Source organism: Streptomyces inusitatus, assembly GCF_014651115.1.
Classification (GTDB): Bacteria; Actinomycetota; Actinomycetes; order Streptomycetales; family Streptomycetaceae; genus Streptomyces; species Streptomyces amakusaensis.
In genome coordinates, this window is record NZ_BMWG01000028.1 from 55000 (window position 1) to 81849 (window position 26850).

General features: G+C 72.6%; 22 protein-coding genes and 1 riboswitch. Of the genes, 4 read left to right on the forward strand and 18 right to left on the reverse strand.

Going from position 1 to position 26850, the window contains the following annotated elements:
* Nucleotides 1–65 precede the first annotated feature (65 nt).
* The 5 genes from IE247_RS30180 to IE247_RS30200 all read right to left on the reverse strand — a co-directional run bounded on the left by IE247_RS30180 (nucleotide 66) and on the right by IE247_RS30200 (nucleotide 5541).
* Nucleotides 66–1415: a bifunctional 3,4-dihydroxy-2-butanone-4-phosphate synthase/GTP cyclohydrolase II gene (locus IE247_RS30180; RefSeq protein ID WP_229869446.1), complete on the reverse strand. Its 1350-nt coding sequence runs from the start codon at nucleotides 1413–1415 to the stop codon at nucleotides 66–68.
* The gene (locus IE247_RS30185; RefSeq protein ID WP_190126506.1) at nucleotides 1412–2056 is read right to left on the reverse strand and encodes a nicotinamide mononucleotide transporter family protein; all 645 of its coding nucleotides are present in this window, start codon (nucleotides 2054–2056) and stop codon (nucleotides 1412–1414) included. Before IE247_RS30185 ends, IE247_RS30180 begins: the two co-directional genes overlap by 4 nt.
* Nucleotides 2053–2661: a riboflavin synthase gene (locus IE247_RS30190; RefSeq protein ID WP_190126507.1), complete on the reverse strand. Its 609-nt coding sequence runs from the start codon at nucleotides 2659–2661 to the stop codon at nucleotides 2053–2055. The genes IE247_RS30185 and IE247_RS30190 overlap by 4 nt, the downstream gene beginning before the upstream one ends.
* Nucleotides 2662–3798 (reverse strand): bifunctional diaminohydroxyphosphoribosylaminopyrimidine deaminase/5-amino-6-(5-phosphoribosylamino)uracil reductase RibD, encoded by a 1137-nt coding sequence (gene ribD, locus IE247_RS30195; RefSeq protein WP_190126508.1) that lies wholly within the window; start codon nucleotides 3796–3798, stop codon nucleotides 2662–2664.
* Between the two features lie 159 nt (nucleotides 3799–3957).
* A riboswitch (FMN riboswitch) is annotated at nucleotides 3958–4088 on the reverse strand.
* Nucleotides 4089–4371: 283 nt separating this feature from the next.
* Nucleotides 4372–5541 carry an ROK family transcriptional regulator gene (locus IE247_RS30200; RefSeq protein WP_190126509.1) on the reverse strand — a complete coding sequence of 390 codons (1170 nt, stop codon included), beginning with the start codon at nucleotides 5539–5541 and terminating at the stop codon, nucleotides 4372–4374.
* Nucleotides 5542–5642: 101 nt separating this feature from the next.
* Between IE247_RS30200 and IE247_RS30205 the strand changes: the two genes are divergently transcribed.
* The 3 genes from IE247_RS30205 to IE247_RS30215 all read left to right on the forward strand — a co-directional run bounded on the left by IE247_RS30205 (nucleotide 5643) and on the right by IE247_RS30215 (nucleotide 9266).
* Nucleotides 5643–6875 carry an MFS transporter gene (locus tag IE247_RS30205; protein WP_190126510.1) on the forward strand — a complete coding sequence of 411 codons (1233 nt, stop codon included), beginning with the start codon at nucleotides 5643–5645 and terminating at the stop codon, nucleotides 6873–6875.
* Nucleotides 6876–7047: 172 nt separating this feature from the next.
* A complete protein-coding gene (locus IE247_RS30210; protein WP_190126511.1) occupies nucleotides 7048–8481 on the forward strand; it encodes a uracil-xanthine permease family protein in 1434 nt (477 codons plus the stop codon).
* Nucleotides 8482–8555: 74 nt separating this feature from the next.
* A complete protein-coding gene (locus IE247_RS30215; RefSeq protein ID WP_229869447.1) occupies nucleotides 8556–9266 on the forward strand; it encodes a DUF5995 family protein in 711 nt (236 codons plus the stop codon).
* A gap of 36 nt (nucleotides 9267–9302) precedes the next feature.
* Here IE247_RS30215 and IE247_RS30220 read toward each other — a convergent pair whose 3' ends face one another.
* The 10 genes from IE247_RS30220 to fmt all read right to left on the reverse strand — a co-directional run bounded on the left by IE247_RS30220 (nucleotide 9303) and on the right by fmt (nucleotide 20848).
* A complete protein-coding gene (locus tag IE247_RS30220) occupies nucleotides 9303–10994 on the reverse strand; it encodes a flavin monoamine oxidase family protein (RefSeq protein ID WP_190126512.1) in 1692 nt (563 codons plus the stop codon).
* A gap of 89 nt (nucleotides 10995–11083) precedes the next feature.
* Nucleotides 11084–11881 carry a carbon-nitrogen hydrolase family protein gene (locus IE247_RS30225; protein WP_190126513.1) on the reverse strand — a complete coding sequence of 266 codons (798 nt, stop codon included), beginning with the start codon at nucleotides 11879–11881 and terminating at the stop codon, nucleotides 11084–11086.
* A gap of 214 nt (nucleotides 11882–12095) precedes the next feature.
* The gene (locus IE247_RS30230; RefSeq protein WP_190126514.1) at nucleotides 12096–12551 is read right to left on the reverse strand and encodes an Lrp/AsnC family transcriptional regulator; all 456 of its coding nucleotides are present in this window, start codon (nucleotides 12549–12551) and stop codon (nucleotides 12096–12098) included.
* Nucleotides 12552–12717: 166 nt separating this feature from the next.
* Nucleotides 12718–13590, reverse strand: coding sequence for an RNA polymerase sigma factor SigF (locus IE247_RS30235; RefSeq protein ID WP_190126515.1), 873 nt, complete (start codon nucleotides 13588–13590; stop codon nucleotides 12718–12720).
* A gap of 158 nt (nucleotides 13591–13748) precedes the next feature.
* Nucleotides 13749–15191 (reverse strand): GuaB1 family IMP dehydrogenase-related protein, encoded by a 1443-nt coding sequence (locus tag IE247_RS30240; RefSeq protein ID WP_190126516.1) that lies wholly within the window; start codon nucleotides 15189–15191, stop codon nucleotides 13749–13751.
* A gap of 130 nt (nucleotides 15192–15321) precedes the next feature.
* Nucleotides 15322–15963 carry a helix-turn-helix transcriptional regulator gene (locus tag IE247_RS30245; RefSeq protein ID WP_190126517.1) on the reverse strand — a complete coding sequence of 214 codons (642 nt, stop codon included), beginning with the start codon at nucleotides 15961–15963 and terminating at the stop codon, nucleotides 15322–15324.
* 346 nt (nucleotides 15964–16309) lie between these two features.
* Nucleotides 16310–17341, reverse strand: a complete 1032-nt coding sequence (locus IE247_RS30250; protein ID WP_190126518.1) for a sugar-binding transcriptional regulator — start codon at nucleotides 17339–17341, stop codon at nucleotides 16310–16312.
* Between the two features lie 181 nt (nucleotides 17342–17522).
* The gene (gene rpe / locus IE247_RS30255) at nucleotides 17523–18188 is read right to left on the reverse strand and encodes a ribulose-phosphate 3-epimerase (RefSeq protein ID WP_190126519.1); all 666 of its coding nucleotides are present in this window, start codon (nucleotides 18186–18188) and stop codon (nucleotides 17523–17525) included.
* Nucleotides 18189–18319: 131 nt separating this feature from the next.
* On the reverse strand, nucleotides 18320–19768 hold the full coding sequence (locus tag IE247_RS30260; RefSeq protein WP_190126520.1) for an RsmB/NOP family class I SAM-dependent RNA methyltransferase: 1449 nt from the start codon (nucleotides 19766–19768) through the stop codon (nucleotides 18320–18322).
* A 144-nt stretch (nucleotides 19769–19912) separates the two neighbouring features.
* Complete coding sequence (gene fmt, locus IE247_RS30265; RefSeq protein ID WP_190126521.1) at nucleotides 19913–20848, reverse strand: methionyl-tRNA formyltransferase; 936 nt, start codon at nucleotides 20846–20848, stop codon at nucleotides 19913–19915.
* 349 nt (nucleotides 20849–21197) lie between these two features.
* Here fmt and IE247_RS30270 point away from each other — a divergent pair, with 349 nt between their 5' ends.
* A complete protein-coding gene (locus IE247_RS30270; RefSeq protein ID WP_190126522.1) occupies nucleotides 21198–21737 on the forward strand; it encodes a hypothetical protein in 540 nt (179 codons plus the stop codon).
* 94 nt (nucleotides 21738–21831) lie between these two features.
* Here IE247_RS30270 and IE247_RS30275 read toward each other — a convergent pair whose 3' ends face one another.
* From IE247_RS30275 to coaBC, 3 genes are all read right to left on the reverse strand, one after another.
* Entirely contained in the window at nucleotides 21832–24006 is a 2175-nt protein-coding gene (locus tag IE247_RS30275; protein ID WP_190126523.1) for a primosomal protein N', read from the reverse strand.
* 119 nt (nucleotides 24007–24125) lie between these two features.
* On the reverse strand, nucleotides 24126–25334 hold the full coding sequence (gene metK / locus IE247_RS30280; protein ID WP_190126524.1) for a methionine adenosyltransferase: 1209 nt from the start codon (nucleotides 25332–25334) through the stop codon (nucleotides 24126–24128).
* Nucleotides 25335–25619: 285 nt separating this feature from the next.
* Nucleotides 25620–26849, reverse strand: coding sequence for a bifunctional phosphopantothenoylcysteine decarboxylase/phosphopantothenate--cysteine ligase CoaBC (gene coaBC / locus IE247_RS30285; protein ID WP_190126525.1), 1230 nt, complete (start codon nucleotides 26847–26849; stop codon nucleotides 25620–25622).
* Nucleotide 26850: the final 1 nt, after the last annotated feature.

A 26850-nucleotide genomic window follows, 5' to 3' on the forward strand; every position in this document is an offset into this window, starting at 1 on the left:
CTCGTGGTTCTCGTGTGCGTTCGGTGGTGATGCTCGTGATGCTGGTGGTTCCCGGTGGTTGTCTTCTACTGATTTCCGCAGGCGGACCCGGTGGACGCGTCGAGCCCGGGCAGATCGTGGCCCATCCGGTCGCGCTTGGTGCGCAGATAGCGGAGATTGTGTTCGCCGGCCTGGACGGGCATCGGCTCCCGGCCGTGGACGGTGAGGCCGTACCGCACCAGGGCGGTGATCTTGTCGGGGTTGTTGGTCATCAGCCGTACGCTCCGCACGCCGAGGTCGGCGAGGATCTGCGCGCCCGCCGCGTAGTCGCGGGCGTCGGCGGGCAGTCCGAGTTCCAGGTTGGCGTCGAGGGTGTCGCGCCCGCGCTCCTGGAGTTCGTACGCGCGGAGCTTGGGCAGCAGCCCGATGCCCCGGCCCTCGTGGCCGCGGAGATAGACCACGACGCCGCGGCCGGCCTCGGTGATCCGGTCCATGGAGGCGTGCAGCTGGGGGCCGCAGTCGCAGCGCAGCGAGTGGAAGATGTCGCCGGTCAGGCACTCGGAGTGGACACGGACGAGGAGGTTCTCGCCGTCGCCGATGTCGCCGTGGACGAGGGCGACGTGCTCGACGCCGTCGATGGTGGAGCGGTAGCCGTAGGCGGTGAACCGGCCGAAGGAGGTCGGCAGGTCGACGGCGGCCTCGCGCTGGACGGTGGGCTCGGTGGCGAGCCGGTGGGCGACGAGATCCTCGATGGAGATGATCGTCAGTCCGTGCTTGCGGGCGAAGGGGACCAGCTCGGGCAGGCGCAGCATGACGCCGTCCTCGCCCGCGATCTCCACGATGGCCCCGGCGGGGCGCAGTCCCGCGAGCCGGGCGAGGTCGACGGCCGCCTCGGTGTGGCCGTTGCGGACGAGGACGCCGCCCCGCTTGGCGCGGAGCGGGAAGACATGGCCGGGGCGTACGAAGTCGGCGGCCGACGCGGTGCCGCCGGCCAGCAGCTGGAGGGTGGTGGCGCGGTCGGCGGCGGAGATGCCGGTGGTGACGCCGTGGGCGGCGGACGCGTCGACGGAGACGGTGAAGGCCGTCTGCATGGACTCGGTGTTGCGCTCCACCATCTGGGGGAGTTCGAGCCGGTTCAGCTCGTCGCTCTCCATGGGGGCGCAGATCAGCCCGCGGCACTCGCTCATCATGAAGGCGACGACCTCGGGGGTGGCCTTCTCGGCGGCGATGACGAGGTCGCCCTCGTTCTCTCGGCTCTCGTCGTCCACGACCACGACGGGACGGCCCTCGGCGATGTCACGGATGGCCTGTTCGACCGGGTCGAGGGCGAAGTCCTCGCGGTTGTCGGTCGAGTACCAGGTGGGGGCCGGCTCCTGGGCCGGGCGCGGCGGAAGGGGGGTGGCGGGTGCCGTCGATTCCAGTGGGAGGGAGGTCATGCCGGGGCTCCTTTCAGAACCGGGGTGCGGGAGCGCAGCCACCAGTCGCGCATGCCCCACAGGACGAGCGCGAAGTAGATGACGTAGACCAGTCCGGAGAAGGCGAGGCCGCTGCTGAAGGCGAGCGGTACGCCGACGATGTCGACCAGGAGCCAGGCGAACCAGAACTCGATCAGGCCGCGGGCCTGGGCGACCATGGCGACGAGGGTGCCGACGAAGATGTACGCGTCGGCCCAGGGGCTCCAGGACAGCGAGGGGTAGAGGGTGAAGAGGCCGCCGACGGCGAGGGTGCCGAGGACCGCTCCGCCGATGAGCAGCCCGCGCTCCTTCCAGGTGGCGAAGCGGACGGCGATGGAGCCGTCCTGGGCCTGCCGGCTGCCCCGGGACCACTGCCGCCAGCCCCAGAGCGCGACGAGGATGACGAGGAACTGCTTGCCGACTCCGCCGCTCAGCTCGGCGGAGGCGTAGGCGGCGACCAGGACGACGCCGGAGAGCAGCTGGGCGGGCCAGGTCCAGATCGAGCGCCGCCAGCCGAGCGCCAGGGCGGCCAGACCGATCGTGTTGCCGATCATGTCGGACCATTTGATGTCCTGGCCGAAGGCGGTGAAGGCGACGGAGTTCAGGGTGGACAGGGCGCTCATGGCGCGATCCCCTCGATTCGGGGTCCGAGCAGTCGTTCGACGTACTTGGCGATGATGTCGACCTCGATGTTGACCGGGTCGCCCTTGCCCTTGAGGCCGAGGGTGGTCAGCGCGAGGGTGGTGGGGATGAGGCTCACGGTGAAGTGGTCGGAGCCCGCTTCCACGACGGTGAGGCTGACCCCGTCGACGGTGATGGAGCCCTTCTCGACGACATGGCGGGAGAGGGCGGCCGGGAGGGCGATCTTGACGATCTCCCAGTTCTCCGACGGGGTGCGGTCGAGGATGGAGCCGGTGGCGTCGACGTGCCCCTGGACGATGTGCCCGCCGAGGCGTCCGCCGACCGGTGTGGGCCGCTCCAGATTGACCCGGGAGCCGGGGGTGAGGGCTCCGAGGCTGGAGCGGCTCAGGGTCTCGGCCATCACATCGGCGGTGAACTCCCCGCCGCCGGTCTCGACCACGGTGAGGCAGACGCCGTTGACGGCGATGGAGTCGCCGTGTTTCGCGCCGTCGGTGACCACGGGGCCGCGCAGACGGAAGCGGGACGCGTCGCCGAGGTCCTCGACGGCGGTGACCTCACCCAGTTCTTCGACGATTCCGGTGAACACTCAGCGCTCCTTGGGTGCGATGACGGGGACGGCTGTTTCAGGGGTGCCGGGGGTGTCGGGGGTGTCGGGTACGGCGGTGATCCGGAGATCCGGGCCGATGCGTACGGTTTCCGTCGTTCTGAGCCGGAACGCTTCACCGATGGTGGAGATTCCGGCGTCGCCGAGGGCGGCGGGGCCCGCCCCGAGGAGTACGGGGGCGAGGTAGCCGACGATCTCGTCGACGGCTCCGGCGGCGACGAAGGCCCCCGCGAGGGTGGGGCCGCCCTCCAGGAGCACGGCGCGCACCCCCCGGGCGTACAACTCGTCCAGCAGGGCCTGGACGGAGAGGCCGCCGCCGTCGCCGGGCGGGAGGCGGACGGTGTCCACCCCGGGCAGGGAGCCGGTGTCGGCGCGCTCGCCGACGGCGATCAGGGTCGGCGCGGCGCCGTCCAGGACGCGGGCCGTCGGCCGGATCACGGCATGGGTGTCGAGGACCACGCGCAGCGGCTGGCGCGCGCCGTCGACACCGCGCACGGCGAGGTGCGGATCGTCCGCGGCGAGGGTTCCGGAGCCGACCACGACCGCGTCGGCCTCGGCGCGGAGCCGGTGCACATCGGCGCGGGCCTCGGGCGAGGTGATCCAGCGGCTGGTGCGGTCCCGGGCGGCGATCCGGCCGTCGAGGGTGGCGGCGTACTTCCACCGGACATGGGGGCGGCGCAGGCGTACGGAGGTGAGCCAGGCCGCGTTGCCCGCCGCCGCCTCGGCCGCGAGCAGGCCGGACTCGACCCGGACGCCGGCCGCTCGCAGGGTGTCGGCTCCCCCGGTCGCCTGCGGGGTGGGGTCGCCCACCGCGTAGACGACCCGGTCGACGCCGGCCTCGATGAGCGCTCGCGTACAGGGGCCGGTGCGGCCGGTGTGGTCGCAGGGTTCGAGGGTGACGTACGCGGTGCCGCCCCGGGCGCTCGCGCCCGCCGCGGCGAGGGCGTGCACCTCGGCGTGCGGTCCGCCCGCGCGCTGGTGGTAGCCGATGCCGGTGATCTCTCCGGAGGCGTCGGCGATGACGCATCCCACGACCGGGTTGGGGCTGGTGAAGCCGAGTCCGCGGGCGGCGAGCGCGATGGCTCGGCGCATGGCGGCGGTGTCGGCTGCGGTGGCCACCGGGTCCTCCTGCCTCTTCGGGCACGGACTCCGGGGCCTGTCGATGACGACAGAGAGCGGGACGCCTGACACACAACAGCGCCGGGCCGTCGGAGGCACCGATCGCCACGGGGGCGATCAGCCGCCGATAACGGCCGGCGTGCCATGAAGGGCCGCCCGCCGCGCACTGCCTCCCATCCGGACTTTAACCGTCGGTCCAGGAATTTCACCTGGTCAACCGGCCGCTGGATGCGGACGGGTCGCGGACTATAACCGCCGGTTCGGAATTTCACCGACCCCGGAGTGCGCTGCTGCTGATACAGGGCCAGTCTGCCACGGGACGATGTGGACCATGCGGGTGAAGCGTGTGGTCTGACTCACAGGCATCGGCCGACAGCCTCGCCCCTTGGCTTGATTTCCCCCTATTGACCCCTCTGGTCTAGTCCTTTTACGCTCTGCGGACCTCCGCACGCGCGCGGGGTGACGGACGCCCGGCGGCGGAGTCCCGGCCCTTGCCGCCGCCGGGCGTCCCTCCGCGCCGGCCGCGGCACCGATCACGGCGCCGGTCGCAGGATCGGCCGCAGCGTCGGCCGCTCAGAGAGCCGGGCCGAAGACCTCCTCCTGCGCCGCGTCACGGGCGGTGAGCAGCGCTCCGCGCAGCACCGCCGCGCCGCCCAGCTCCCCCGCCCTGACCCGGGTGGCCAGCGGGGTCAGCTCGGCCAGCGCGGATTCGACCCTGGCCGCCAGCTCGGCCCCGCCCGCCAGACCGACCTCGCCGCCGAGCACCACACACCCCGGGTCGAGCACGGAGGCCACCGCCGCCGCCCCCAGGGCCAGCCGCCGGGCGAGCGCGTCCAGAAAGGCGTCCTCCCCCGCCGCGACCGCCTCGGCGACGATCGCGGCCGCCGCCGGGCCCGGCGCGTCGGGCGCCTTGACGCCGTACTCCTCGGCGAGGGCGCAGATCGCCGCCGACCCCGCCAGGGAGTGGAAACCCCCATCGCAGCCGTGGGCGGACGGCAGCCCGCCGGTGCCGGGCACCGGGAGGAAGCCGATCTCACCGGCGCCGCCCGACGCGCCCCGGCGGAGCCTGCCGTCGAGGAAGAGCGCCGCGCCGACGCCGTGGCCGAGCCAGAGACAGACGAAGGTGTCGCGGTGGCGCGCCGCGCCCGCGCGCTGCTCCGCGACGGCGGCGAGATTGGTCTCGTTCTCCAGCACCACCCGCGCGGGGAGTCGCTTCTGCAGCTCGGCCACGAGAAGCCGGTGCCAGGCGGGCAGGCCCGTGGCGTCGCGCAGCTCGCCGGTGGCCGGGTCGATCAGGCCGGGCACCCCGATGCCGACGGTGTGCAGCCTGGTCGCGCCCGCCTCCCGCACGGTCCGCTCCAGCACCGCCACCGTCCGCTCGACGGCCGGGCCGGGGCCGGTGTCCCGGTCGACGGGCAGCGCGGCCTCGGCGAGGATCTCGCCGAGGAGGTCCGCGACGACGAGCGAGACGCCCTCGGTGCGGATGTCGAGGGCCGCGAGATGGGCCCGGTCCGCGACTATCCCGTACACCCGGGCATTGGGGCCGCGACGGCGCGCGCCCGTCTCGCCGACCACTCCGACGAGCCCGGAGGCCTGGAGCCGTTCCACCAGATCGGCGACGGTGGGCCGGGAGAGCCCGGTCAGGGTCTTCAGCTGTCCGGCCGTCAACGGACCCTCGCTCTGGAGCAGTTCGAGTGCGAGCCGGTCGTTGATGGCCCGTGCGGTGCTCGGGGATGCGGGCATGCGGGAATCCTTTCAGATCGGCTCCCCCGGATTGACCATTATCTATCAGGCAGGGTTCCTGATAGTTTACTGCCAACCAACGGACAGGGAGGGACGCCGGCATGGCGTACGCAGTGGTTTCTGGGCAACAACGATGGAAACGGGCGCGGTTCGCCGTGGCCATGGTCTTCTGTGTGCACGGCGCGGTGACGGGCAGCTTCGCCACCCGCATCCCCTGGATCCAGGATCACGCCGGGGTCAGCGCCGGACAGCTCGGGCTCGCACTCGCCTTTCCCGCGATCGGCGCTTCGCTGACGATGCCGCTGGCCGGCACGGTCAGCCACCGCTTCGGCGCGCGGAACGCCCTGCGCGGACTGCTCGCCCTGTGGACCCTGGCGCTGACGCTGCCCGCCCTCGCGCCGAATCTCGCGACGCTCTGCGGCGCGCTCTTCCTGTACGGGGCCGCGGCCGGGCTCTCCGACGTGGCGATGAACGCGCTCGGGGTGGAGACCGAGAACCGGATCGGCCGCTCGATCATGTCCAGCCTGCACGGCATGTGGAGCGTGGGTGCGCTGATCGGCTCGGCGGGCGGCACCCTCGCCGCGCACCTGGGCACCGACGCCCGGCTGCACCACGCGATGGCGGCGGCGGTCCTCACCGCGCTCGGGCTGATCGCCTGCCAGGGCGTGCTGGATCTGCGCAGCACCCCCGACGAGGAGGCGCCGCCGAGGTTCGCGCTGCCGCCCAGGTCCGCGGTGATCATCGGAGCGGTCGGCTTCTGCGCGGTGTTCGCGGAGGGCGCGAGCCTGGACTGGTCGGCGGTCTACCTCCGCGACGAGCTGGGCACATCCGCCGGTCTCGCGGCTGCCTCCACCACGGCCTTCGCCCTCACGATGGCGGTGGCACGGCTGGTCGGCGACCGGGTGGTGGACCGGTTCGGCGCGGTGCGCACGGTCAGATGGGGAGGGGTGCTGGCGACCGCGGGCGGACTGCTGGTGGTGCTGGCCCCTCATCCGGCGCTGGCCGTGAGCGGCTTCGGCCTCATCGGCCTCGGGGTGGCCGTGGTCGTCCCGCTCGCCTTCGCCGCGGCCGCCCGGAGCGGGCCCCGCCCCGCCCAGGCCATCGCGGGCGTCGCGACCATCACCTACACCTCGGGCCTGATCGCCCCCTCCGCCATCGGCGCGGTCGCCGACGCGACCAGCCTCATCGTCTCCTTCGGCCTGGTGACAGCGCTCGCCTTCGGCATCATCCTGGGCGCGGGGGTGCTGCGCTCCGCGCGTGGCGAGCGGGCCCGGTCGGCCCCGACGACCCCGGCGGCCCCTCAGGACCACACCCTCACCAAGCCGAAGTCCTGAACCGGGGGGCGGACCGTACCGCCCGGGGCCGCCCCTCCCCCGCCGAAGGCGCACCCCCGGTGGGCGGGGTGACAATCCCGCGCCGCCCGCCCGGAGGGAAAAACCTGGCCGAAACTCGCACTACCATTGCGCCGATCGTCGAACACCCCCGAAGGACACAAAGGAGCGGCCCGTGAACCTCGGCGTGCGCTGGACCCTGCACGGCGACGGGCGGACACCCGCTCCGGGCGCCGTCGTACGCCCCGACGAACGGCTCTCCTGGCCACGGACGGCGGGCCTGGGCGCTCAGCATGTCGTGGCCATGTTCGGGGCGTCCTTCGTCGCCCCGGTTCTGATGGGGCTGGACCCCAACCTCGCGATCATGATGTCCGGCGTCGCGACGATGATCTTCCTCCTCGCCACCCGGGGGCGGGTGCCCAGCTATCTGGGCTGCTCGCTCTCCTTCGTGGGCGTGGCGGCGGCCATCCGGGCGGGCGGCGGCGACAGCGCGACCGTCACGGGCGCGGTCTTCGTGGTCGGTGCGGCCCTCTTCCTCGCGGGCCTGGCCGTGCAGCGCTTCGGCGCGCGGATCATCCACGCCGCGATGCCGCCTATCGTGACCGGCGCGGTCGTGATGCTCATCGGCTTCAATCTGGCCCCGGTCACCGCGAGCACCTACTGGCCGCAGGACCAGTGGACCGCGCTGCTGACGATGCTCTTCACCGGGCTCGCCGTGGTCTGTCTGCGCGGTTTCCTCTCGCGTATCGCGATCTTCCTCGGGCTGATCTTCGGCTATCTGCTCTCCTGGGTGCTGGACCGGGTCTTCGGCAAGATCAACTCCCCGGTGGGCGGCGGCGAGGCCGTCGACCACTGGCGGCTGGACTTCTCGGCGGTGGGCAGGGCCGACTGGATCGGGCTGCCCTCCTTCCACGGGCCCAGCTTCGAGTGGTCGGCGATCCTGATCGCGCTCCCCGTGGTCATCGCCCTGATCGCGGAGAACGCCGGACATGTCAAGGCCGTCGGCGAGATGACCGGCGACTCCCTCGACGACAAGCTCGGCACCGCGATCGCCGCCGACGGCGCGGCCTCGATGCTCTCCACCGCGGTGGGCGGGCCGCCGAACACCACGTACTCCGAGAACATCGGCGTCATGGCGGCCACCCGGGTCTACTCGACCGCCGCCTACTGGGCCGCCGCCGGATTCGCCCTGCTCTTCGGACTCTGTCCAAAGTTCGGCGCGGTGGTCGCCGCGATCCCCGGCGGGGTGCTCGGCGGAATCACCGTGATCCTCTACGGCATGATCGGGCTGCTGGGCGCACAGATCTGGATCAACGCCAAGGTCGATCTGAGCAATCCGCTGAATCTGGTGCCGGCCGCGGCGGGCATCATCATCGGCGTCGGCGGGGTGAGCCTGAAGGTCACCGACGACTTCGAGATCGGCGGGATCGCGCTCGGCACGATCGTGGTCATCACCGGCTACCACGTGCTGCGGGCCTTCGCCCCGGCGCATCTGAAGGAGCAGAAGCCGCTGCTGGACGCCGGGACCTCGGCGTACGACTCCGGGAACGCCGGGAACTCCGGGAACGCTCCCTCCGACGGCCCCAAGGGCGGCGGCACGGAGCGGTAGGGCCTCGTACCCCGTTCCGGGGAAGTCCGGGCCGCTCGCCCCGTGAGCGGCCCGGCTGCTGGGACGCTGCCCCCATGACGTACAGCGAAGTGATCGCGACGGACCCGGCGGGCGTGGCCGATGTGACCGATGTGACCGATGTGGTGGCGCGGCTGCGGGCGCTCGGCTCCCGCTGGCACGCGGCCGACGGGGTGGCGGTCTTCAACCGGGTCTATCTGACGGTGACCGAGGAGATCGGTCGCCGCATCGAGGCGGGCGAGTTCCCCGACCGCCGGGCGGCGGCCACGCTGGACGTGCTCTTCGCGGGGCGCTATCTCGCGGCGGTGACGGCGGCGGAGACGGGGGCCGGGGCCCCCGCCTGCTGGCGGCCGCTCTTCCAGTACCGGCACCATCCCGGCGTACGCCCGGTGCAGTTCGCCCTCGCCGGGGTGAACGCGCACATCGGGCACGATCTGGCGCTCGCGGTGGTCGACTCCTGCCGGGCGCTGGGGTGCGAGCCAGCCGATCTGGAGGCCGAGTTCGACCGGGTCGGCGAGATCCTGCGGCTGATGGAGGAGTCCGTCCGCGAGGATCTGATGCCCGGCCCCGACGCGCTGGAGCTGGCCGATCCGCTCACCCATCTGGTCGGCGCGTGGAGCCTGGACCGGGCCCGTGAGGGGGCCTGGTCGGCGGCCCGGCTGCTGTGGCGGATCAGGGAGCTGCCCTCCCTCGCCGAGGAGTTCACCGAACGGCTGGACTCGGGGGCGGGGCTGGTCGGCCGCTGTCTGCTCACCCCCTGGTCCTGAGCCGCGCCGCGACGCGCCGCGGAGGGCGGCGGTCGGTCAGTCCTCCGGCAGCTCGACCGGCGCGATCTCCTCGTACAGATCACCGGGACCGGGGTTGGCCGGGTCGCTCGCGCCGCCGAAGTGGGTCATCACTCCCCAGACCGCGTTCAGCGCGGTCTGCACGGCCCCCTCCGCCCAGCCCGCCGTCCAGGAGATGTCGTCGCCCGCCAGGAAGATGCCCCGCTTGTCCTCGGGCAGCCGGTCCTGCATGAAGTGGGTGAACAGCCGCCGCTGATAGCGGTAGTGACCGGGCAGGTTCGCCTTGAACGCGCCCATGAAGTACGGCTCGTTCTCCCAGGAGACGGTCACCGGGTCGCCGATGATGTGCCGGCGGATGTCGACCTTCGGATAGATCTCGCCGAGCGACTTCAGCATGACCTCCATCCGCTCGTGCGCCGAGAGCGGCAGCCACTTCAGGCTGTCGTCGCACCAGGTGTACGAGAGGCAGATGACGGCAGGCGCGTCCGGGCCGTTGTCCAGCAGATAGGTGCCCCGGGTCATCCGGTCGGTGAGCGTCATCGACATGGCGTCCCGCCCGGTCTCCTCGTCCTTGTCCAGCCAGAACGGCCGGTCGACGGGGATGAAGAGCTTGGAGGACTCCATGTAGTGGGTGCGCTCGATCGCCGTCCAGTGGTCGATCGGGAAGAGCGAGTCGTCGCAGGAGATCTTGGACAGCAGCATCCAGGACTGCGCGGTGAACACGGCCGCACGGTAGGTGCGGATGGATCCCGAGGAGTCCGTGACGGTGATCCCGTTGCCCGCCGTGCGGTTCAGCCGGGTGACGGCGGGCCGGGGCTCGCCGCCGTGCAGCGAGGCGAGCGAGGTGCCGAGCGGCCAGTGGACGATCTTCGCGGGCTCGCGCTCCCACAGCCGCAGCGGAAGCTGCTGGCTGCCCTCCACGATGCCCCGGTGGTGGTCGTCCGCCTCGGAGTAGACCACCCGGAGGATCTCCAGGATCGAGTTGGGGAAGTCGGTGTCCCAGCCGCCGGTGCCGAAGCCGACCTGGCCGAAGATCTCGCGGTGGCGGAAGGACTTGAACGCCTGCGACTCGCAGAGGAAGCCGTAGAAGGTCTGATTGTCCAGCTTCTCCACCAGCCGCGCCCAGATCTCCCGGATCCTCGGCACATCGCGCTCGCGCATGGCCCGGTTCATGTCCGAGAAGTCGGCGCCCTCGTCCAGACAGGCGTTCCAGGCGTCCATCACATCGCGGTAGACCTGCGGCAGATCGTCGATGGTCTCGGCGTAGTGCGTCTCGCCCTTGAGGTCGACCACGGTCGAGGGGGTGCCGGGGGCCAGCGGATTGGGGAAGGGGGTGGTGGTCAGCCCCACCAGGTCGATGTAGTGCTGGAGCGCGGTGGAGGACGGCGGGAAGCGCATCGCGCCCATCTCGGCGCTCAGCGAGGGGTCGCACCCCTCGAAGCCGACCGTGCGCAGCCGGCCGCCGATCCGGTCCGCCTCGTAGACGACCGGCTTGAGCCCCATCTTCATCAGCTCGTAGGCGGCGATCAGGCCGGAGAGCCCGCCGCCGATCACCGCGACCTCGGCGCCGTGCTCGGTCGCGGGGATCTGGCCGAGCCCGGCGGGGTGCGCGAGGAAGTCGTCGTACGCGTACGGGAAGTCCGGACCGAACATGGTGATCGGCGGCTGCGCGTCGGTGTGCTGGACGGCGGTGGGCACCGTGGACGTCATGGGGTACGGACTCCTTGCGCGGGAAAAGCGAAAAGCTTCAGAGCGGGTGGGGCGGGGGGCCGGGGGGCGGGGGCGGTACGCGGGCGGGGTCAGCCCAGCGAGGAGTAGAGGCCGGGCCGGCGGTCGCCCAGATAGGGGTTGGCCTCCCGGGAGTCCCGGAGGAAGTCCGGGTCCACCTCGCCGAGGACCAGTTCCTCGCCGCGTCCGGCGCGAGTGCGGGCCAGCCCGTCGGGGCCCGCGAGACAGCTCAGTCCGACGAACTCGAACTCGCCCTCGGGGCCCGTCCGGTTGACGTAGGCGATGTAGAGCTGGCTCTCGAAGGCACGCACCGGAATCATCGATTCGGCGACGAACTGGAAGGGGTGCATCTGCGCGGTGGGCACGGCCAGCAGCTCGGTGCCCGCGAGGGCGTGCGCCCGGACGTTCTCCGGGAACTCCACGTCGTAGCAGATCAGCATCCCGATCCGGACCCCGTCCAGCTCCGCCTGGACCACCGGCTCCTCGCCGGGGGTGAACCAGCGCTGCTCGAAGGGGCCGAAGAGATGGGTCTTGCGGTAGCCCGCGAGCCGGTCGCCCCCGGGGCCGATCAGCTGGACGGAATTGAAGATCCGCTCCCCCGAGCGCTCGGGGTATCCGTAGGCGATGCCGAGGCCGTGGCGTACGGCGATCTCGGCCACGGCCTCCGCGGCGGGCCCGTCGGCGGCCTCGGCCAGCACCGGCACCCGGTCGCCGATCGCGTACCCGGTCAGAAACAGCTCGGAGGTGATCAGCAGGCGCGCGCCGGCCGCCGCGGCACGGGCGGCGGCGGTGTCGAGCGCCGTCAGATTCTCGGCGACCGAGCCCGGTCGACCGGAGCTCTGGAGCAGGGCTGTGCGCAACGGCGGCATGGCTGACCTCGGGCGATGTACGGGCGGGAAGCACCGGATGTCCGGGGCGTCGCCCGGGGGTTTAAGGACCTCCAGAACCGTATGTTCCGGGCTCGGGTGCGGGCAAGGAGCGAGCGTTGCGCTCCGACGGCCGATTCATTGCGCGATTCGAGCCGGGTGCGGCGATTCATTGCGCGGCGCGTTTCGCTGAGCGGTACGGAGGGGCCTGGCGGGGTCAGGCGGGTGAGCCCGAGGAGTAGCGGCGCAGCAGCGGGGAGAGGACCAGCACGGATTTGGTGCGCTCGACGAAGGGCTCGCCGGCGATCCGCTCCAGCACCCGCTCGAAGTGGCGCATGTCGGAGGCGAAGACCTGGACGATGGCGTCCGCCTCCCCGGTGACGGTGGAGGCCGAGGCGATCTCCGGGTAGCGCTTCAGGCCGCGCTCGATGGCCTCGGGGGAGGTGTTGCTGCGGCAGTACAGCTCGATGTACCCCTCGGTCTCCCAGCCCAGCGCGGCCGGGTCGACCCGTACGGTGAAGCCGGTGATGGCCCCCACCTCGCGCAGCCGGTCCACCCGGCGTTTCACCGCCGGGGCCGAGAGCCCCACCAGCGCGCCGATGTCGGCGTAGGAGCGGCGGGCGTCCTCCGCGAGGGCGTGGACGATGCGTTCGTCGAGGTCATTGAGGAGCACTGCGGGTGGATCACTTCTCTGCCGGGCCGGTGGGGCGGGGACAGCACGAGGCCGTCACCGCAGTAGACCATGGCGGCGGGGGTGATCCGGAACGGTGGGCGGCCACCGGGGCGATCTTCTTCGCCCCGGTGGCCGCCCACCCGTCCGTGCACCCGGCTCGCCCGGCTCACTCGGCGACGAGGAGTCCTTCGCGGAGGCGGGTGGTGATCCGGGTCAGCAGCCGGGAGACATGCATCTGGGAGACGCCCAGCTCGGCGCCGATCTGCGACTGGGTCAGCTCCTCGCCGAAGCGCATGCGGAGGATCCTGCGGTCGCGGTCGTCCAGCTCCTCGATCAGCGGCTTGAGCGCCTGGACGTTCTCGGCGATCTCCAGATCGGCGTCGGGCGCGCCGAGCCGGTCGGAGAGCGGGGTCGCGGTGTGGTCGGAGGAGTCCTCCATGGGCATGTCGATCGAGCCGGCCGTGTAGCCGTTGCTGGCGACGACGCCCTCGATGACCTCCTGCTGGTCGATCCCGAGGTGCTCGGCCAGTTCGGCGGTGGTCGGGGAGCGGTCCAGCCGCTGGGAGAGGTCGTCCGTGGCCTTGGCGAGGTCGATCCGCAGCTCCTGGAGCCTGCGCGGGACATGGACGGCCCAGCTGGTGTCCCGGAAGAATCGTTTGATCTCGCCGACGATGTACGGGACGGCGAAGGTGGCGAACTCCACCTCGCGGCTCAGCTCGAAGCGGTCGATCGCCTTGATCAGGCCGATGGTGCCGACCTGGACGATGTCCTCCATCTGCTCGGCCCGGTTGCGGAAGCGGCCCGCCGCGTATTTCACCAGTGCCAGATTCAGCTCGATGAGCGTGTTCCGGACGTACTGGTGGTCGCGGGTGCCCTCTTCCAGTTCGGCCAGCCGGACGAAGAAGATCCGTGAGATCTCCCGCGCGTCCTTGGGGGCGACTTCCCCAGGGTTCGGCACCTCCGGAAGGTGCAGCTCAGCGCTCGGCCCCCGTGTTCCCGGCTGTGTGAGTTCGGTCGCGACCTGGCTCGCCGTGGACACTCAGTCCTCCCCTGCTCCGTGGTCAGTGCACAGCGCGCCTACCCCGGTTCACTCCTTCCATGCGCGGGAGATTTTCCGGGGAGGGTCTCCGGGGGCCGGAAACGGCGGATCCGGCCCCCGGAGACTCCCGGGGGCCGGACCGTCGGACAAGCGGCGGGTCAGCTCCAGCTGGCGTGCAGCGGCTTGCCCTCGGCGTAACCGGCGGCACTCTGGACGCCGACGATCGCCCGCTCGGCGAACTCCTCCAGGGAGCCCGCGCCCGCGTAGGTGCAGGAGGAGCGGACGCCCGCGATGATCGAGTCGATCAGGTCCTCCACACCCGGGCGGTCGGGGTCGAGGAACATCCGGGAGGTGGAGATGCCCTCCTCGAAGAGCGCCTTGCGGGCGCGGTCGTACGCGGACTCCTCGCTGGTGCGGTTGCGGACGGCGCGCGCGGAGGCCATGCCGAAGGACTCCTTGTAGAGCCGTCCGTCGGCGGTCTGCTGAAGGTCGCCGGGCGATTCGTAGGTGCCGGCGAACCAGGAGCCGATCATCACGTTGGAGGCTCCGGCGGCCAGCGCCATGGCGACGTCGCGCGGGTGGCGGACACCGCCGTCGGCCCAGACGTGCTTGCCGTACTTCTTCGCCTCGGCGGCGCACTCCAGTACGGCGGAGAACTGCGGCCGGCCGACGCCGGTCATCATGCGGGTGGTGCACATCGCGCCGGGGCCGACGCCGACCTTGATGATGTCCGCGCCCGCCTCGATGAGGTCGCGTACGCCCTCGGCGGCGACGATGTTGCCCGCGACGATGGGGACCTGGGGGTCGAGCGCGCGGACCGCCTTGATCGCGGAGATCATCGACTCCTGGTGGCCGTGGGCGGTGTCCACCACGAGGGTGTCCACCCCCGCGTCGAGGAGCTGCTTGGCCTTGCCCGCGACATCGCCGTTGATGCCGACGGCGGCGGCGATGCGCAGCTTGCCCGCGGCGTCGACGGCCGGGGTGTAGAGGGTCGCCCGCAGCGCGCCCCGGCGGGTGAGGATGCCGACGAGCCTGCCGTCGCCGTCGACGGCGGGGGCGTAGCGGCGGTTGGCGTGGTCGAGCTTGTGGAAGGCGTCGCGGGGGTCTATGTCCGCGTCGAGGAGGAGCAGATCCGTGGACATGACCTCGGTCAGCTGGGTGAAGCGGTCCACTCCGGCGAGGTCCGCGTCGGTGACGACGCCGACCGGCCGGTGGTCGCCGTCCACGACGACGCCCGCGTCGTGCGCCCGCTTGGGGAGCAGGGAGAGCGCGTCGGCGACGGTCTGGTGGGGGGCGAGCACGATGGGGGTGTCGAGGACCAGATGACGGGTCTTGACCCAGGAGACGACGTCGGTGACGACCTCGATCGGAATGTCCTGGGGGATGACGACGAGGCCGCCCCGGCGGGCCAGCGTCTCGGCCATCCGGCGGCCCGCGATGGCGGTCATATTGGCGACGACCAGCGGGATGGTGGTGCCGGTGCCGTCGGGGGACGAGAGGTCGACGGCCTGGCGGGAGCCCACCGCCGAGCGGCGCGGGACCATGAACACGTCGTCATACGTGAGGTCGTACGGCGGCTTCAGATCATTGAGGAAACGCACGTGCTGAACATCCCAGTCGATCGGAGTTGGCCCCCGGGCAGATGGAACGGGGGAAAACGCACGTACTTCATTCTCCCACGAGGCGGGGCCCGGGTGTGCTGGGAGGAAGCTCCAGCGCGCGGGGGCGCCGTCAAGCCGATCCTCCAAAAGGGGGTACGGCCTCCTTCGAGGCGGCCTCGTAGCGGTCGACGAGCCGCCCGACGACATGGCGGACGCGCCGGTCGGCCATGGCGCGCAGCAGCCGGAGATTGGCGACGGCCTGGACGACATAAGGGTCGTCGTCGGCGCGGACGAGGAAGTCCTTGGAGTGTCCGAAGCAGGCGGCGACGGCGCTGAGCGGGGCGGCGCTGAAGTAGCCGACGTCGACCTTGAAGTAGTCGGCGTATTTCTGGGCGAGGACGATCGAGGGGTTGTTCTTTCCCGCCCGGAGGTTGCCGACGTGCTGTTTGTTGCTCTTGAGGGCCTCGGCGACCTCGGTCTGGGTCACCCGCTTCCCCGTGCGGGGGGAGACCCTGGTGCGGAAGAGGCACTCCAGGCGCTGGGCGAAGAGCCGCTCCCGCTGTTTCTCGCCGATCTGGGGATCCACGTCCTCGGGCGGGAGGGCGGCGGCGCGCAGTCCGTCGACGTACTCGGTGTCGACCCCGGCCCGGGCGGCGATCTCGGCGCTGCTCCAGGGGCGCTGGAGGGCGGCGGGCCGGATGACGTCGAAGAGCAGGTTCAGCCGTGCGGCCACTCGCCGGGGCAGTTCCGCCGCGCCGGACTCGTCCGTCATGCGCTGGGGACCTCCCTGGTCATACGTCCGCGGAGGAACCTGACGGCGGAAGTATGCGCGGGGCGCACAGGCGCCGGTCAAGGAAAGTTGACGGACTGTCTGATACCAGTGATTGTACGGCGGTTCGGGGGCGATGGGACCACCGCGGACGCCCGGCGGCGGGTCCCGGGGAGGCGCGCGCGGGACCGCGGCGCGCGGGGGGCTCACGGGCGGCGCGGGCCGGGGCGCGAACCGTACGGGCCGGGGCATGCGTCGGGCCCGTACGGTCGGTCGTACGGGCCCGTGCGAAGAGCGGGACCGGTTCCCCCGGTCCGGCGGGGCGGTCCGGCGGCGCGGTCAGGCGGGGTCAGTCGTCGGGGTCCGCGCGCTCCAGCGCGGGCCTCGGGCCGGCCGGCACCGACAACAGATGGTCGGCGGCGGCGGTGTCCGTCACCAGGCTGGTGACCAGGCCGGAGCGGAGTACGGCCGCGATCGCGTCCGCCTTGCGCTGGCCGCCCGCGATCGCCACCACCTCGGGGATACGGCGCAGCCGGTCGGCCTCCACGGTGATGCAGCGCTCTCCCAGATCGCGGCCGACCCGGCGGCCGTCGCGGTCGAAGAGATGCGCCGACATCTCGGCGGCGACGCCGTACGAGGCATACCGCGCGCGCTCGTCCTCGCTCAGCATGTCGTGGACCGTGGAGATGCCCGGCTCCCAGGAGCCGATGGAGACGGCCGCCACGGTCACCTTGTCGAAGTAGTCGAAGGCGCGGGCGATGCCGGTCTGATTGCGCAGCGCGGCGGCGGTCGCCGCGTCGGGCAGCAGCATCGGCGCGTAGATGGGGTGGGCGTCGCCGCCGGACACCTGGGCGGCGCGCCGGACGGCCTCCACCGAGCCGCGCTCGGCGGTTCCGGCGTCGTACACCCCTGTGAGCTGGACGACCGTGCACTGCGGCAGCCGGTCGAGCGCGGCGGCCATGTGAATGGTGGAGCGGCCCCAGGCCAGCCCCAGCACCGCGCCCTCGTCGACCAGCTCGCCGAGCAGATCGGCGGCCACCTCGCCCAGATTCTCCGGGTCGGGCGACTCCTCCGCCTCCGCCGGGGACTCCACGACCACGGCGTGCCGCAGCCCGAAGTGCGCGCGGAGCGCGTCCGAGCGCTCGGCGTCCAATTCCGCCGGGACGCGGATCTCGATACGCACGAGATCACGCTCCAGCGCCGTCTCCAGGACCCGAGCGACCTTGAAGCGGCTGACGCCGAACTCCTCCGCGATCTGGATCTTGGATTTGCCCTCTAGATAGAAGCGGCGGGCCATGGCCGCCGCCTGCACCAGCTCCGCGGGTCCCATCCGCGCAGCTGACCGGCCCGTCGACACCGCGATCTCCTCACTGCAGTACATACTCCGGATCCGTCATCCTGTCAGATCCGATGGATGTTGATCAGCCCTGTCGGGCCGAGTTCGGTTGTTGTGGCCCGGAGGCGGCACGCGCGGTGGCACGGTGTGCGCACGCGCGATTCCCCCCGGTGTTGCTCACCGGCCGGCCGGCCGGTCGAAGCCTCGGTGCTCCCGGTGCTCCCGGTCAGTGGCGGCACGCGCCGTCGGCCTTGGCGCGCAGGGCCCGGACCGCCTCGGCCGGATCGCTCGCCCCGTAGACGGCGGACCCGGCGACGAACACGTCCGCGCCCGCCTCGGCGCACCGCTCGATCGTCGTGTCCGAGACTCCGCCGTCGACCTGAAGCCACAGCTCAAGCCCGTGCTTGGCGATCAGCTCCCGGGTGCGGCGGATCTTCGGCAGCATGATGTCGAGAAACGCCTGCCCGCCGAAGCCGGGCTCCACGGTCATGATCAGAAGCATGTCGAGTTCGGGGAGCAGATCCTCGTACGGCTCGATCGGGGTCGCGGGCTTGAGCGCCATCGAGGCGCGCGCCCCCTTGGCCCGGATCTCCCGCGCCAGCCGCACCGGGGCGGCCGCCGCCTCCGCGTGGAAGGTGACGGATCCCGCCCCCGCCTCGACGTACTGCGGGGCCCAGCGATCGGGGTCCTCGATCATCAGATGGCAGTCCAGCGGGGTGTCCGTCGCCCGGCTGAGGGACTCCACGATCGGCACGCCCAGCGTCAGATTGGGCACGAAGTGGTTGTCCATCACATCGACATGGAGCCAGTCGGCGCCCTCGACTGCGCGGGCCTCTTCCGCCAGACGGGAGAAGTCCGCGGAGAGGATGCTGGGATTGATCTGTACGGCCATGGGGCAAGACTGCCATGCTCCGGGACCCTTCCCCGCCCCGGCCGGTGATCCGGTACAGACCAATTCGGCCGGGCGGCCGTGTGGTACACCCGAAAAATCCACTCCGCCCCAGGTCAGGGGCGGAGAGACTGTCAGGCGGTACGCCTCAGCAGAGCCAGATACATCGCGTCCGTCCCGTGCAGATGCGGCCACAGCTGGACGTCCGGGCCGTCGCCGAGCGCGGGCACACCGGGCATCAGAGGCCTGGCGTCCACCCACTCGGCCTCGATCGGGGTGTTCCCGCCGCGTCCGCGCAGCACGTCGTCCACGACCACCCGGGTCTCGGCGAGATGCGGCGAGCAGGTCGCGTACCCGACCACTCCGCCGACGCGGACGGCCTTGAGGGCCTCCCGCAGCAGGGCCCGCTGGAGGGGCGCGAAACCCTCCAAATCCTCCGGGCGGCGGCGCCAGCGGGACTCCGGGCGGCGGCGCAGCGCGCCGAGGCCGGAGCACGGGACGTCCATCAGGACCCGGTCGAAGACCCCGGGCCCCCACGGCGGGCGGGTGCCGTCGGCCGTGATGACCTGGTAGGGGCCCGGGTTGCCGGCCAGTGCCCGCTCCACCAGCCGGGCGCGGTGGGGCTGCTTCTCGGAGGCGAGGAGCGAAGCGCCGCGCTGCGCGGCGAGCCCGGCCAGCATGGCCGCCTTGCCGCCGGGGCCCGCGCAGCCGTCGAGCCACCGGGTGTCGGAGCCCTCCAGCGGCGCGTTGGCCAGGGCCATGGCGACGAGCTGGCTGCCCTCGTCCTGGACGCCGGCCCGGCCCTCGCGGACGGCTTCCACCGCTCCGGGCTCGCCGCCCTCGACGAGCCGTACGGCATGGGGCGACCAGCGGCCCGGCAGCCCGGCGTCCTCCTCCAGCGAGCCGAGCAGCTCGTCGGCGGTGGAGCGGCCGGGGCGGGCGACGAGGGTGACCTCGGGGCGCTCGTTGTCCGCCTCCAGCAGGTCCTCGATGCCGGCCCGGCCGCCGCCCAGCGCGTCCCAGAGCGCGGAGACGATCCACCGGGGGTGCGAGTGCACCACCGCGAGATGCTCCTCGGCGTCCTTGTCGTAGGGCGGGGCGACCCGCTCGACCCAGGTGTCCAGATCGTCCCGCGCGATCTTGCGCAGCACGGCGTTGACGAACTTGGCGCGGCCGTCGCCGAGCACCACCCGCGCCAGCTCGACACTGGCGGAGACGGCGGCGTGGCTGGGGATACGGGTCGCCAGCAGCTGATGCGCGCCGAGGGAGAGCACATCGAGCACCGGGGGGTCGACCTCGCGCAGCGGCCGGTCGACGCAGGCGGCGACGATCGCGTCGTAGGTGCCCTGGCGGCGCAGGGTGCCGTACACCAGCTCGGTGGCGAGCGCCGCGTCGCGCGCGTCGAAGTCGCCCTCCTCCCGGGCCTTCCGCAGCAGCGGGGGCAGCACGAGATTCGCGTACGCGTCGCGCTCGTCGACGGCCCGCAGCGCCTCGAAGGCGAGGATCCGCACGGGATCCTTCTTCGGGCGGCGGTAGGGCGTGTGGGATCGGCGAGGGCCGTGGGCGCGTGCCTGGTCGTTCAAAGGTGCTCCGCTGTCACAAGGGTTCCGAACCCTGTAAGGGTAGTCCCCTTCCCGCGCGGGCGGCTCCGCGCCGGGAGGCCGCCCGCCCCGGCTTCCGGCCGGGGCGGCCTCCCGGACGGGGCGGCCTCCCGGACGGATCCCGGGTCAGCGGGATCCCAGCAGCTCACCGGGGGCGATGCGGACACCGCGCGCCCAGTCGGCGGCGCGCATCGGCTTCTTGCCCTGGGGCTGGACCCAGAGCAGCTCGACGGCGTGCGAGCCTGTTCCCGCGTACACGTCGTTCTTGCCCGCGGCCAGCTCTCCGGGGGCGAGGTCGCCGCGCTCGGGGTCCAGTCGTACGGAGACGAGCTTCAGCCGCTCGCCCCGGAACTCGGTCCACGCGCCGGGGGCGGGGGTGCAGCCCCGGACGAGCCGGTCGACGCGGAGCGCCGGGGCCTTGAAGTCGACGCGGGCGTCCTCGACGGTGAGCTTCGGAGCGAGGGACACGCCCTCGGCGGGCTGCGGAACGGCCTTCAGGGTGCCGTCCTCGATGCCGTCCATGGTGGCGGTGAGCAGTCCCGCGCCCGCGAGGGCCAGTCGGGTGAGGAGATCGCCGCTGGTGTCGGTGGGGCGGACCCGCTCGGTGAGCACCCCGAAGACCGGGCCGGAGTCGAGTCCCTCCTCGATCTGGAAGGTCGCGGCGCCGGTCATCTCGTCCCCGGCGATCACGGCGTGCTGGACGGGGGCCGCGCCGCGCCAGGCGGGCAGCAGCGAGAAGTGCAGATTGACCCAGCCCCGGGCGGGCACGTCGAGGGCGACACGGGGCAGCAGCGCGCCGTAGGCGACGACCGGGCAGCAGTCCGGCCCGATCTCGCGCAGCCGGGCGAGGAAGTCCTCGTCGCGCGGGCGGGCGGGCTTCAGGACCTCGATCCCCGCCTCCTCGGCGCGCTGGGCCACCGGGCTGGCGACCAGTCTGCGGCCCCGGCCCGCGGGGGCGTCCGGCCGGGTGACGACGGCGGCCACCTCGTGCCGGTCGGAGGCGATCAGTGCGTCCAGGGCGGGTACGGCGACCTCGGGGGTGCCTGCGAAGACGAGCTTCATCGGTGCTGACTGCCTCTCAGGCTGATGGGTGCGGTGCGCCGGTGACGTGCGCGGAAGGCCTTCGACGGCCCTTCGGCGGACCTCCGTCGCGTACGAGAACGGGCGGCGCACCAGTCTAGGCCGTCCGGCCCGGCGCGCGCAGGGCCGGTCCGAGCCGGTCCGGGGTGGTCCGGGGTGGTCCGCGTGGGGGGCGTACGGAAGCCCGCGCGCCCTGTCCGTACGCGCTTACGCCCCTGGACCGTGACCACATCGCCCGGTGGCGCGTTGGTCAAGTGAGATTGACCAACGCGGGCCGTTCGGATGCGATACGGCCCGGCCCCCTTTCAACGCCGGTTCGAGAGGCTTCCCAATGGCCGACCACGCAACCCACGACGCCCAAGCCCGGGCAAGCCTGCATCTGTTGGTGCGGGACATCGAGCGGGTCCGCCGACAGGTGGACGCGCTGCGCACGCTCACCGCCCAGCTGGGCAATGTCTACCGTCCACGCCGCTCCGGTCCCTCCACCGGTTTCGTCGTCTACGGCCGGGCCCCGGCTCCGACCGTGCGTCTCGCGCAGGAGCTGCGGGACAGCGTCGAGACGCTGGTGACGGCGGCGGTCGACTTCGACCGCTCGCTGGGCTTCTCGTGGGACGCGGTCGGCTCGGCCCTCGGCGTCACCAAGCAGGCCGTGCACCGCCGGTACGGGGCCCGCCGGGCCGCGCAGCCGGCGGGGGGCGAGCCGGAGCGGGCGGTGGAGACCACCACAGCGGCAACCCGGACGCTGGCGGTCCCGGGCCTTCCGGCGGCGGTGCCGGCCGCCCGCGCCATGCCGCCGCAGCACGCGGTGACCGGCCAGGCCTTCCGCGACGAGGCCCGCCCCGGCGCGTTCCCCGGGCCGCGCAACGGCTGACCGGGACCGCGGGTGACCGGGCACGGCCCGGACGGCTCCATGCCGTCCGGGCCGTGCCTTCGCGCGCGGGCGAAAACAGGCCAGGCCTGGGGCCTCAGCCGATGTCCAGCGGGTCGATCCTGATCCGGACCTGGTCCGTGCCGCCACGGGCCAGCCGGGCGGCCTGGGCCGCCTTCAGCGCGGCGGCCAGCTCCGCACCGCTGCCCGGCGGCACCCGGAGCAGTGTGCGCTCCCACACCTCTCCCACCGGCGGCTCCCCCGGCCGGCGGGGACGGCCCGGCGGCGGCACGGGCAGCGGCACCGGCCCCAGGACCTCCGCGTCGGCCGGGAGCCGCATCACCGCCATGAACGCGCCGACCACCTCGGCGCGGCCGGTCACCGACGCCATCCGGGACACCGGCGGAAAGCCCAGCTCGGCGCGGTCCGCCAGCTCACGCCGAGCGTGGCCCGTCGGATCCCAGCGGACCAGGGCCTGCACCGGCCGCAGCGTCGGCTCGGCGACGATCACCACCGTGCCGCCGTCGTCCTGGCCGCGCACCAGCGAGGCCGCGTCGATCCAGCGGCGCAGCGCGTCCTCGCCCGCCCGCAGATCGGGCCGGGTGAGCATGGCCCAGCCGTCCAGCAGCAGCGCCGCCGCGTAGCCGCCGTCGGCGACCGGCTCCGCGCCGGGGGTGGACACCACCAGCGCGGGCCGCCCGGGGACCGCGTCCAGCACATGATCGCGGCCGGAGGTGCGGACGGGGACGGCGGGAAAGGCCCGGCCCAGCTCCTCGGCCGTGCGCCGCGCGCCCACCACCCGGGCCCTCAGCCGGGTGCCGCCGCACTCGGCGCAGTGCCAGTCGACCGCGCCCAGGCCGCACCAGCGGCAGGTCAGCTCACGCTCGTCGGGGGCCTCCAGCGGCCCCGAGCAGTGGCGGCAGCGCGCCGGGGTGCGGCAGCGCTCACAGGCCAGCCGGGGGGCATAGCCCCGCCGGGGCACCTGGACCAGCACCGGGCCGCTCTTGAGGCCCTCCCGCACCACCTGCCAGGCGATGGTGGGCAGCCGGGCGGCGCGGGCCGCCTCGTCGCGGGCGAGATCTCCGTCGCCGACGGTCCGCACCAGCGGCGCGGCGCGGCGCACCTGCTCACGGCCGGCGGCCAGCGGCCGGGCCCAGCCGCTCTCCACCAGCTGGGCCGCCTCCACCGTGCAGCTCGTGGAGCCCAGCAGAAAGGCGCATCCCTCCTGGGCGGCGCGCAGCTGGAGAACCTCGCGGACATGGGGGAAGGGCGCACGGTCGTCGCTGTGGCTGGAGTCGCCGTCGTCCCAGATCGCGACCAGCCCCAGGGCCCGCACCGGGGCGAACATCGCCGAGCGGGTGCCGACGACGGCCCGGACCGAGCCCCGGCTCACCGCGAGCCACTGGCGATACCGCTTCTCGGGGCCCGAGTCCGCGGTCAGCAGGGCGTGGCGGCCCTCGCCGAGCAGCGCGGTCAGCGCGGCGTCGAGACGGGCGGCGCGCCGCCCGTCGGGCACCACGACCAGGGCCCCGCGCCCGGACGCGAGGGCGGCGGCGACGGCGCGCGCCAGCTCCTCGGGCCACCCGGGCCCGGGCAGCGCGGTCCATACGGCTCTGGGCGCTCCCCCGCCCGCCAGCGCCGCCAGGAACGCCGGGCCGCTGGCGTACCGCTCCCAGCTCCCGGGCTCGGGCGCGGGGGGCGGCGGCAGCGGCTCGGGCGAGGGTTTGGACTCGGCGCGGCCGTTCCTCGGCGGGATGGCGAGCTGGAGCACATCGGCGAGGGAGCCCGCGTACCGGTCGGCGACGGCGCGGGCGAGCGCCAGCATCTCGGGGCCGAGGACCGGCTCGGGCGAGACGACATAGGCGAGGGCGGCGAGCGCTCCCCCGTAGTCCGAGTCGGCGCGGCGCTCGACGAGGAAGCCGTCGATCAGGCCGCCGCCCTCCCGGCGGCCGTCTCTGACCCGGTGCGCCCCGGCCCCGAACCGCACCCGGACGCGCACCCCGGGCCGGGCCTCGGCGTCCAGCTCCTCGGGCACCGCGTAGTCGAAGTACTGGTCGAGATGGAGCACGCCCTTGTTGACCACCACGCGCGCGACGGGCAGCTCCTTCGCCAGCGCGGCCCCCCGCCAGGTCCTCGGCTTGGCCTTGGGCACCTTGGCCCCGCGCACGGTCTCCCTGATCAGCGCAAGCTGCTCGGGCCCACCGGCGGCGGGCCCACCGGCGGCGGGCGCACCGTCGGCGGGCTCGTCGGGCCGCTCGTCCTCGCTGCTCACAGCCAAATTCCTACCAGACGCCACTGACAACGCCACCGACCCCGGGACGGACCCCGGGACGGCCGAAGGCCCCGGCCGCCCTTGGCAGGGGCCGGGGCCTTCGGCGTACGCGGGGGTGCTTACAGGCCAGCGGCCGCGCGCAGGGCCGCCACACGGTCGGTGCGCTCCCAGGTGAAGTCCGCCTGCTCGCGGCCGAAGTGGCCGTAGGCGGCGGTCTGGGCGTAGATCGGGCGGAGGAGGTCGAGGTCGCGAATGATCGCGGCCGGGCGGAGGTCGAAGACCTCGGCGATCGCCTGCTCGATCCGCTCGGTGTCGACGGTCGCCGTGCCGAAGGTCTCCACGAAGAGACCGACCGGCTCGGCCTTGCCGATGGCGTAGGCGACCTGGACCTCGCAGCGGGCCGCGAGGCCGGCCGCGACGACGTTCTTGGCGACCCAGCGCATGGCGTACGCGGCCGAGCGGTCGACCTTGGACGGGTCCTTGCCGGAGAACGCGCCGCCGCCGTGGCGGGCCATGCCGCCGTAGGTGTCGATGATGATCTTCCGGCCGGTGAGTCCGGCGTCGCCCATCGGGCCGCCGATCTCGAAGCGCCCGGTCGGGTTCACCAGGAGGCGGTAGCCCTCGGTGTCCAGCTTGATGCCGTCCTCGACGAGCTGGGCGAGGACGTGCTCGACGACGAACTCGCGGATGTCGGGGGCGAGCAGCGAGTCCAGGTCGATGTCCGAGGCGTGCTGCGAGGAGACCACCACGGTGTCGAGACGGACGGCCTTGTCGCCGTCGTACTCGATGGTGACCTGGGTCTTGCCGTCGGGACGCAGATACGGGATGGTGCCGTTCTTGCGGACCTCGGAGAGCCTGCGGGAGAGCCGGTGCGCGAGGTGGATCGGCAGCGGCATCAGCTCGGGCGTCTCGTCGGTCGCGTAGCCGAACATCAGGCCCTGGTCGCCCGCGCCCTGCTTGTCCAGCTCGTCCTCGTCGCCCTCGACGCGCTTCTCGTACGCCGTGTCCACACCCTGGGCGATGTCGGGGGACTGCGCGCCGATGGAGACCGAGACGCCGCAGGAGGCGCCGTCGAATCCCTTCTTCGACGAGTCGTACCCGATCTCCAGGATCTTGTTGCGTACGAGAGTGGGGATGTCGGCGTAGGCCTTGGTGGTGACCTCGCCGGCCACATGGACCAGACCGGTGGTGATCAAGGTCTCGACGGCGACGCGGGACGTCGGGTCCTCCCGGAGGAGGGCGTCGAGGATGGTGTCGCTGATCTGGTCGGCGATCTTGTCGGGGTGACCCTCGGTCACGGACTCCGAAGTGAAGAGACGGCGGGACACATCGCTCCCTGGGGTTGCAGCGGCTGCTGGCTGATCATTGGCGGACCGGCAGGGGGCTGCGCCCCGCGACGTTCCACCACCAGTTTATCCGCCACCACTCGGCTCTGAACCACCCGTCTCGATCCGTGGAGACGAATGGCTGTCAAGCGACGGTTCCAGCGAGATCCGGCCAGCGACCCCGGAGCCCCCGATCACAGGGCGTAGAGCTGCGCGAAAGTCCAAAAATCGCTGGCCGTGATGCCGGTCTCATCCGCTTTCATCCGTATCTCTCACGACATAAAGAATTCACAGAAGGCGCGGCAGCACCAGGCTCCACACCGTGTCGGCGAGAGCTTCCTTCGGTCCGTACGGCACCGGCGTCTCCTCGCCGTCGGCCGCGAGCACCACCGCCTCGTTCTCCTCCGAGCCGAAGGTCTTGTCCTCCCCCACCTCATTGACCACCAGAAGATCACAGCCCTTGTGGCGCAGCTTCCGGCGGCCGTTGGCGAGGACGTCGTCCGTCTCGGCGGCGAAGCCCACGATCACCTGACCGGCCCGGGGCCGATCGGCGGAGAGCTCGGCGAGGATGTCGGGGTTGCGGACCAGGGCGAGCGGCGCGGGCTCCTGGCCGTCCTTTTTCTTGATCTTTCCGCTGGCGTATTCGGCGGGGCGGAAATCGGCCACGGCGGCGGCCATCACCACGGCGTCGGCTTCCGCCGCCGCCTTGAGCACCGCCTCGCGCAGCCGGACGGCCGTGTCGACATGGATCACATCGACGCCGGCCGGGTCGGGCAGCTGGGTGTTGGCCTCGATCAGCGTCACCCTGGCCCCTCGGGCCACCGCCGTGCGGGCGAGGGCGTACCCCTGCTTGCCGGAGGAGCGATTGCCCAGGTAGCGGACCGGGTCCAGCGGCTCCCGGGTGCCGCCGGCGCTGATGACGACATGGCGTCCGGCGAGGTCGGGGGCGGTGACCCCACGGGCCAGCACCCCTCGGCAGACCTCGAAGATCTCGCCCGGGTCGGGCAGCCGGCCCTTGCCGGTGTCGACGCCGGTGAGACGGCCGACGGCGGGCTCGATCACGATCGCGCCGCGCCGGCGAAGGGTGGCCACGTTCTCCTGGGTGGCGGGGTGCTCCCACATCTCCGTGTGCATGGCCGGTGCGAAGACGACCGGGCAGCGGGCGGTGAGCAGGGTATTGGTCAGCAGATCGTCCGCGAGGCCGTGGGCCGCCTTGGCCAGCAGGTCGGCGGTGGCGGGGGCGACGACGACCAGATCCGCGCCCTGCCCGATCCGGACATGCGGCACCTCATGGACATCCGACCAGACCTCAGTGGCGGCGGGGTGGCCGGAAAGCGCCGACCAAGTCGCCGCTCCGACGAAGTTCAGCGACGCGGCGGTCGGTACGACCCGTACATCATGGCCTGATTCCGTCAGCCTGCGGAGCAGCTCGCACGCCTTGTAGGCGGCGATTCCTCCGCTGACCCCCAGAACGATCCTCGGCTTTTCCACTGTGTCTCCCCGCACTCGGCCGGTCATT

Coding starts and splice junctions, on each gene's coding strand:
- IE247_RS30200 (WP_190126509.1), bottom strand. CDS start 5,541: ATGCCCGCATCCCCGAGCACCGCACGGGCCATCAACGACCGGCTCGCA.
- IE247_RS30250 (WP_190126518.1), bottom strand. CDS start 17,341: ATGTACTGCAGTGAGGAGATCGCGGTGTCGACGGGCCGGTCAGCTGCG.
- IE247_RS30270 (WP_190126522.1), top strand. CDS start 21,198: ATGGCCGACCACGCAACCCACGACGCCCAAGCCCGGGCAAGCCTGCAT.
- IE247_RS30180 (WP_229869446.1), bottom strand. CDS start 1,415: ATGACCTCCCTCCCACTGGAATCGACGGCACCCGCCACCCCCCTTCCG.
- fmt (WP_190126521.1), bottom strand. CDS start 20,848: ATGAAGCTCGTCTTCGCAGGCACCCCCGAGGTCGCCGTACCCGCCCTG.
- IE247_RS30220 (WP_190126512.1), bottom strand. CDS start 10,994: ATGACGTCCACGGTGCCCACCGCCGTCCAGCACACCGACGCGCAGCCG.
- IE247_RS30225 (WP_190126513.1), bottom strand. CDS start 11,881: ATGCCGCCGTTGCGCACAGCCCTGCTCCAGAGCTCCGGTCGACCGGGC.
- IE247_RS30215 (WP_229869447.1), top strand. CDS start 8,556: ATGACGTACAGCGAAGTGATCGCGACGGACCCGGCGGGCGTGGCCGAT.
- IE247_RS30185 (WP_190126506.1), bottom strand. CDS start 2,056: ATGAGCGCCCTGTCCACCCTGAACTCCGTCGCCTTCACCGCCTTCGGC.
- coaBC (WP_190126525.1), bottom strand. CDS start 26,849: ATGACCGGCCGAGTGCGGGGAGACACAGTGGAAAAGCCGAGGATCGTT.
- IE247_RS30245 (WP_190126517.1), bottom strand. CDS start 15,963: ATGACGGACGAGTCCGGCGCGGCGGAACTGCCCCGGCGAGTGGCCGCA.
- IE247_RS30205 (WP_190126510.1), top strand. CDS start 5,643: ATGGCGTACGCAGTGGTTTCTGGGCAACAACGATGGAAACGGGCGCGG.
- rpe (WP_190126519.1), bottom strand. CDS start 18,188: ATGGCCGTACAGATCAATCCCAGCATCCTCTCCGCGGACTTCTCCCGT.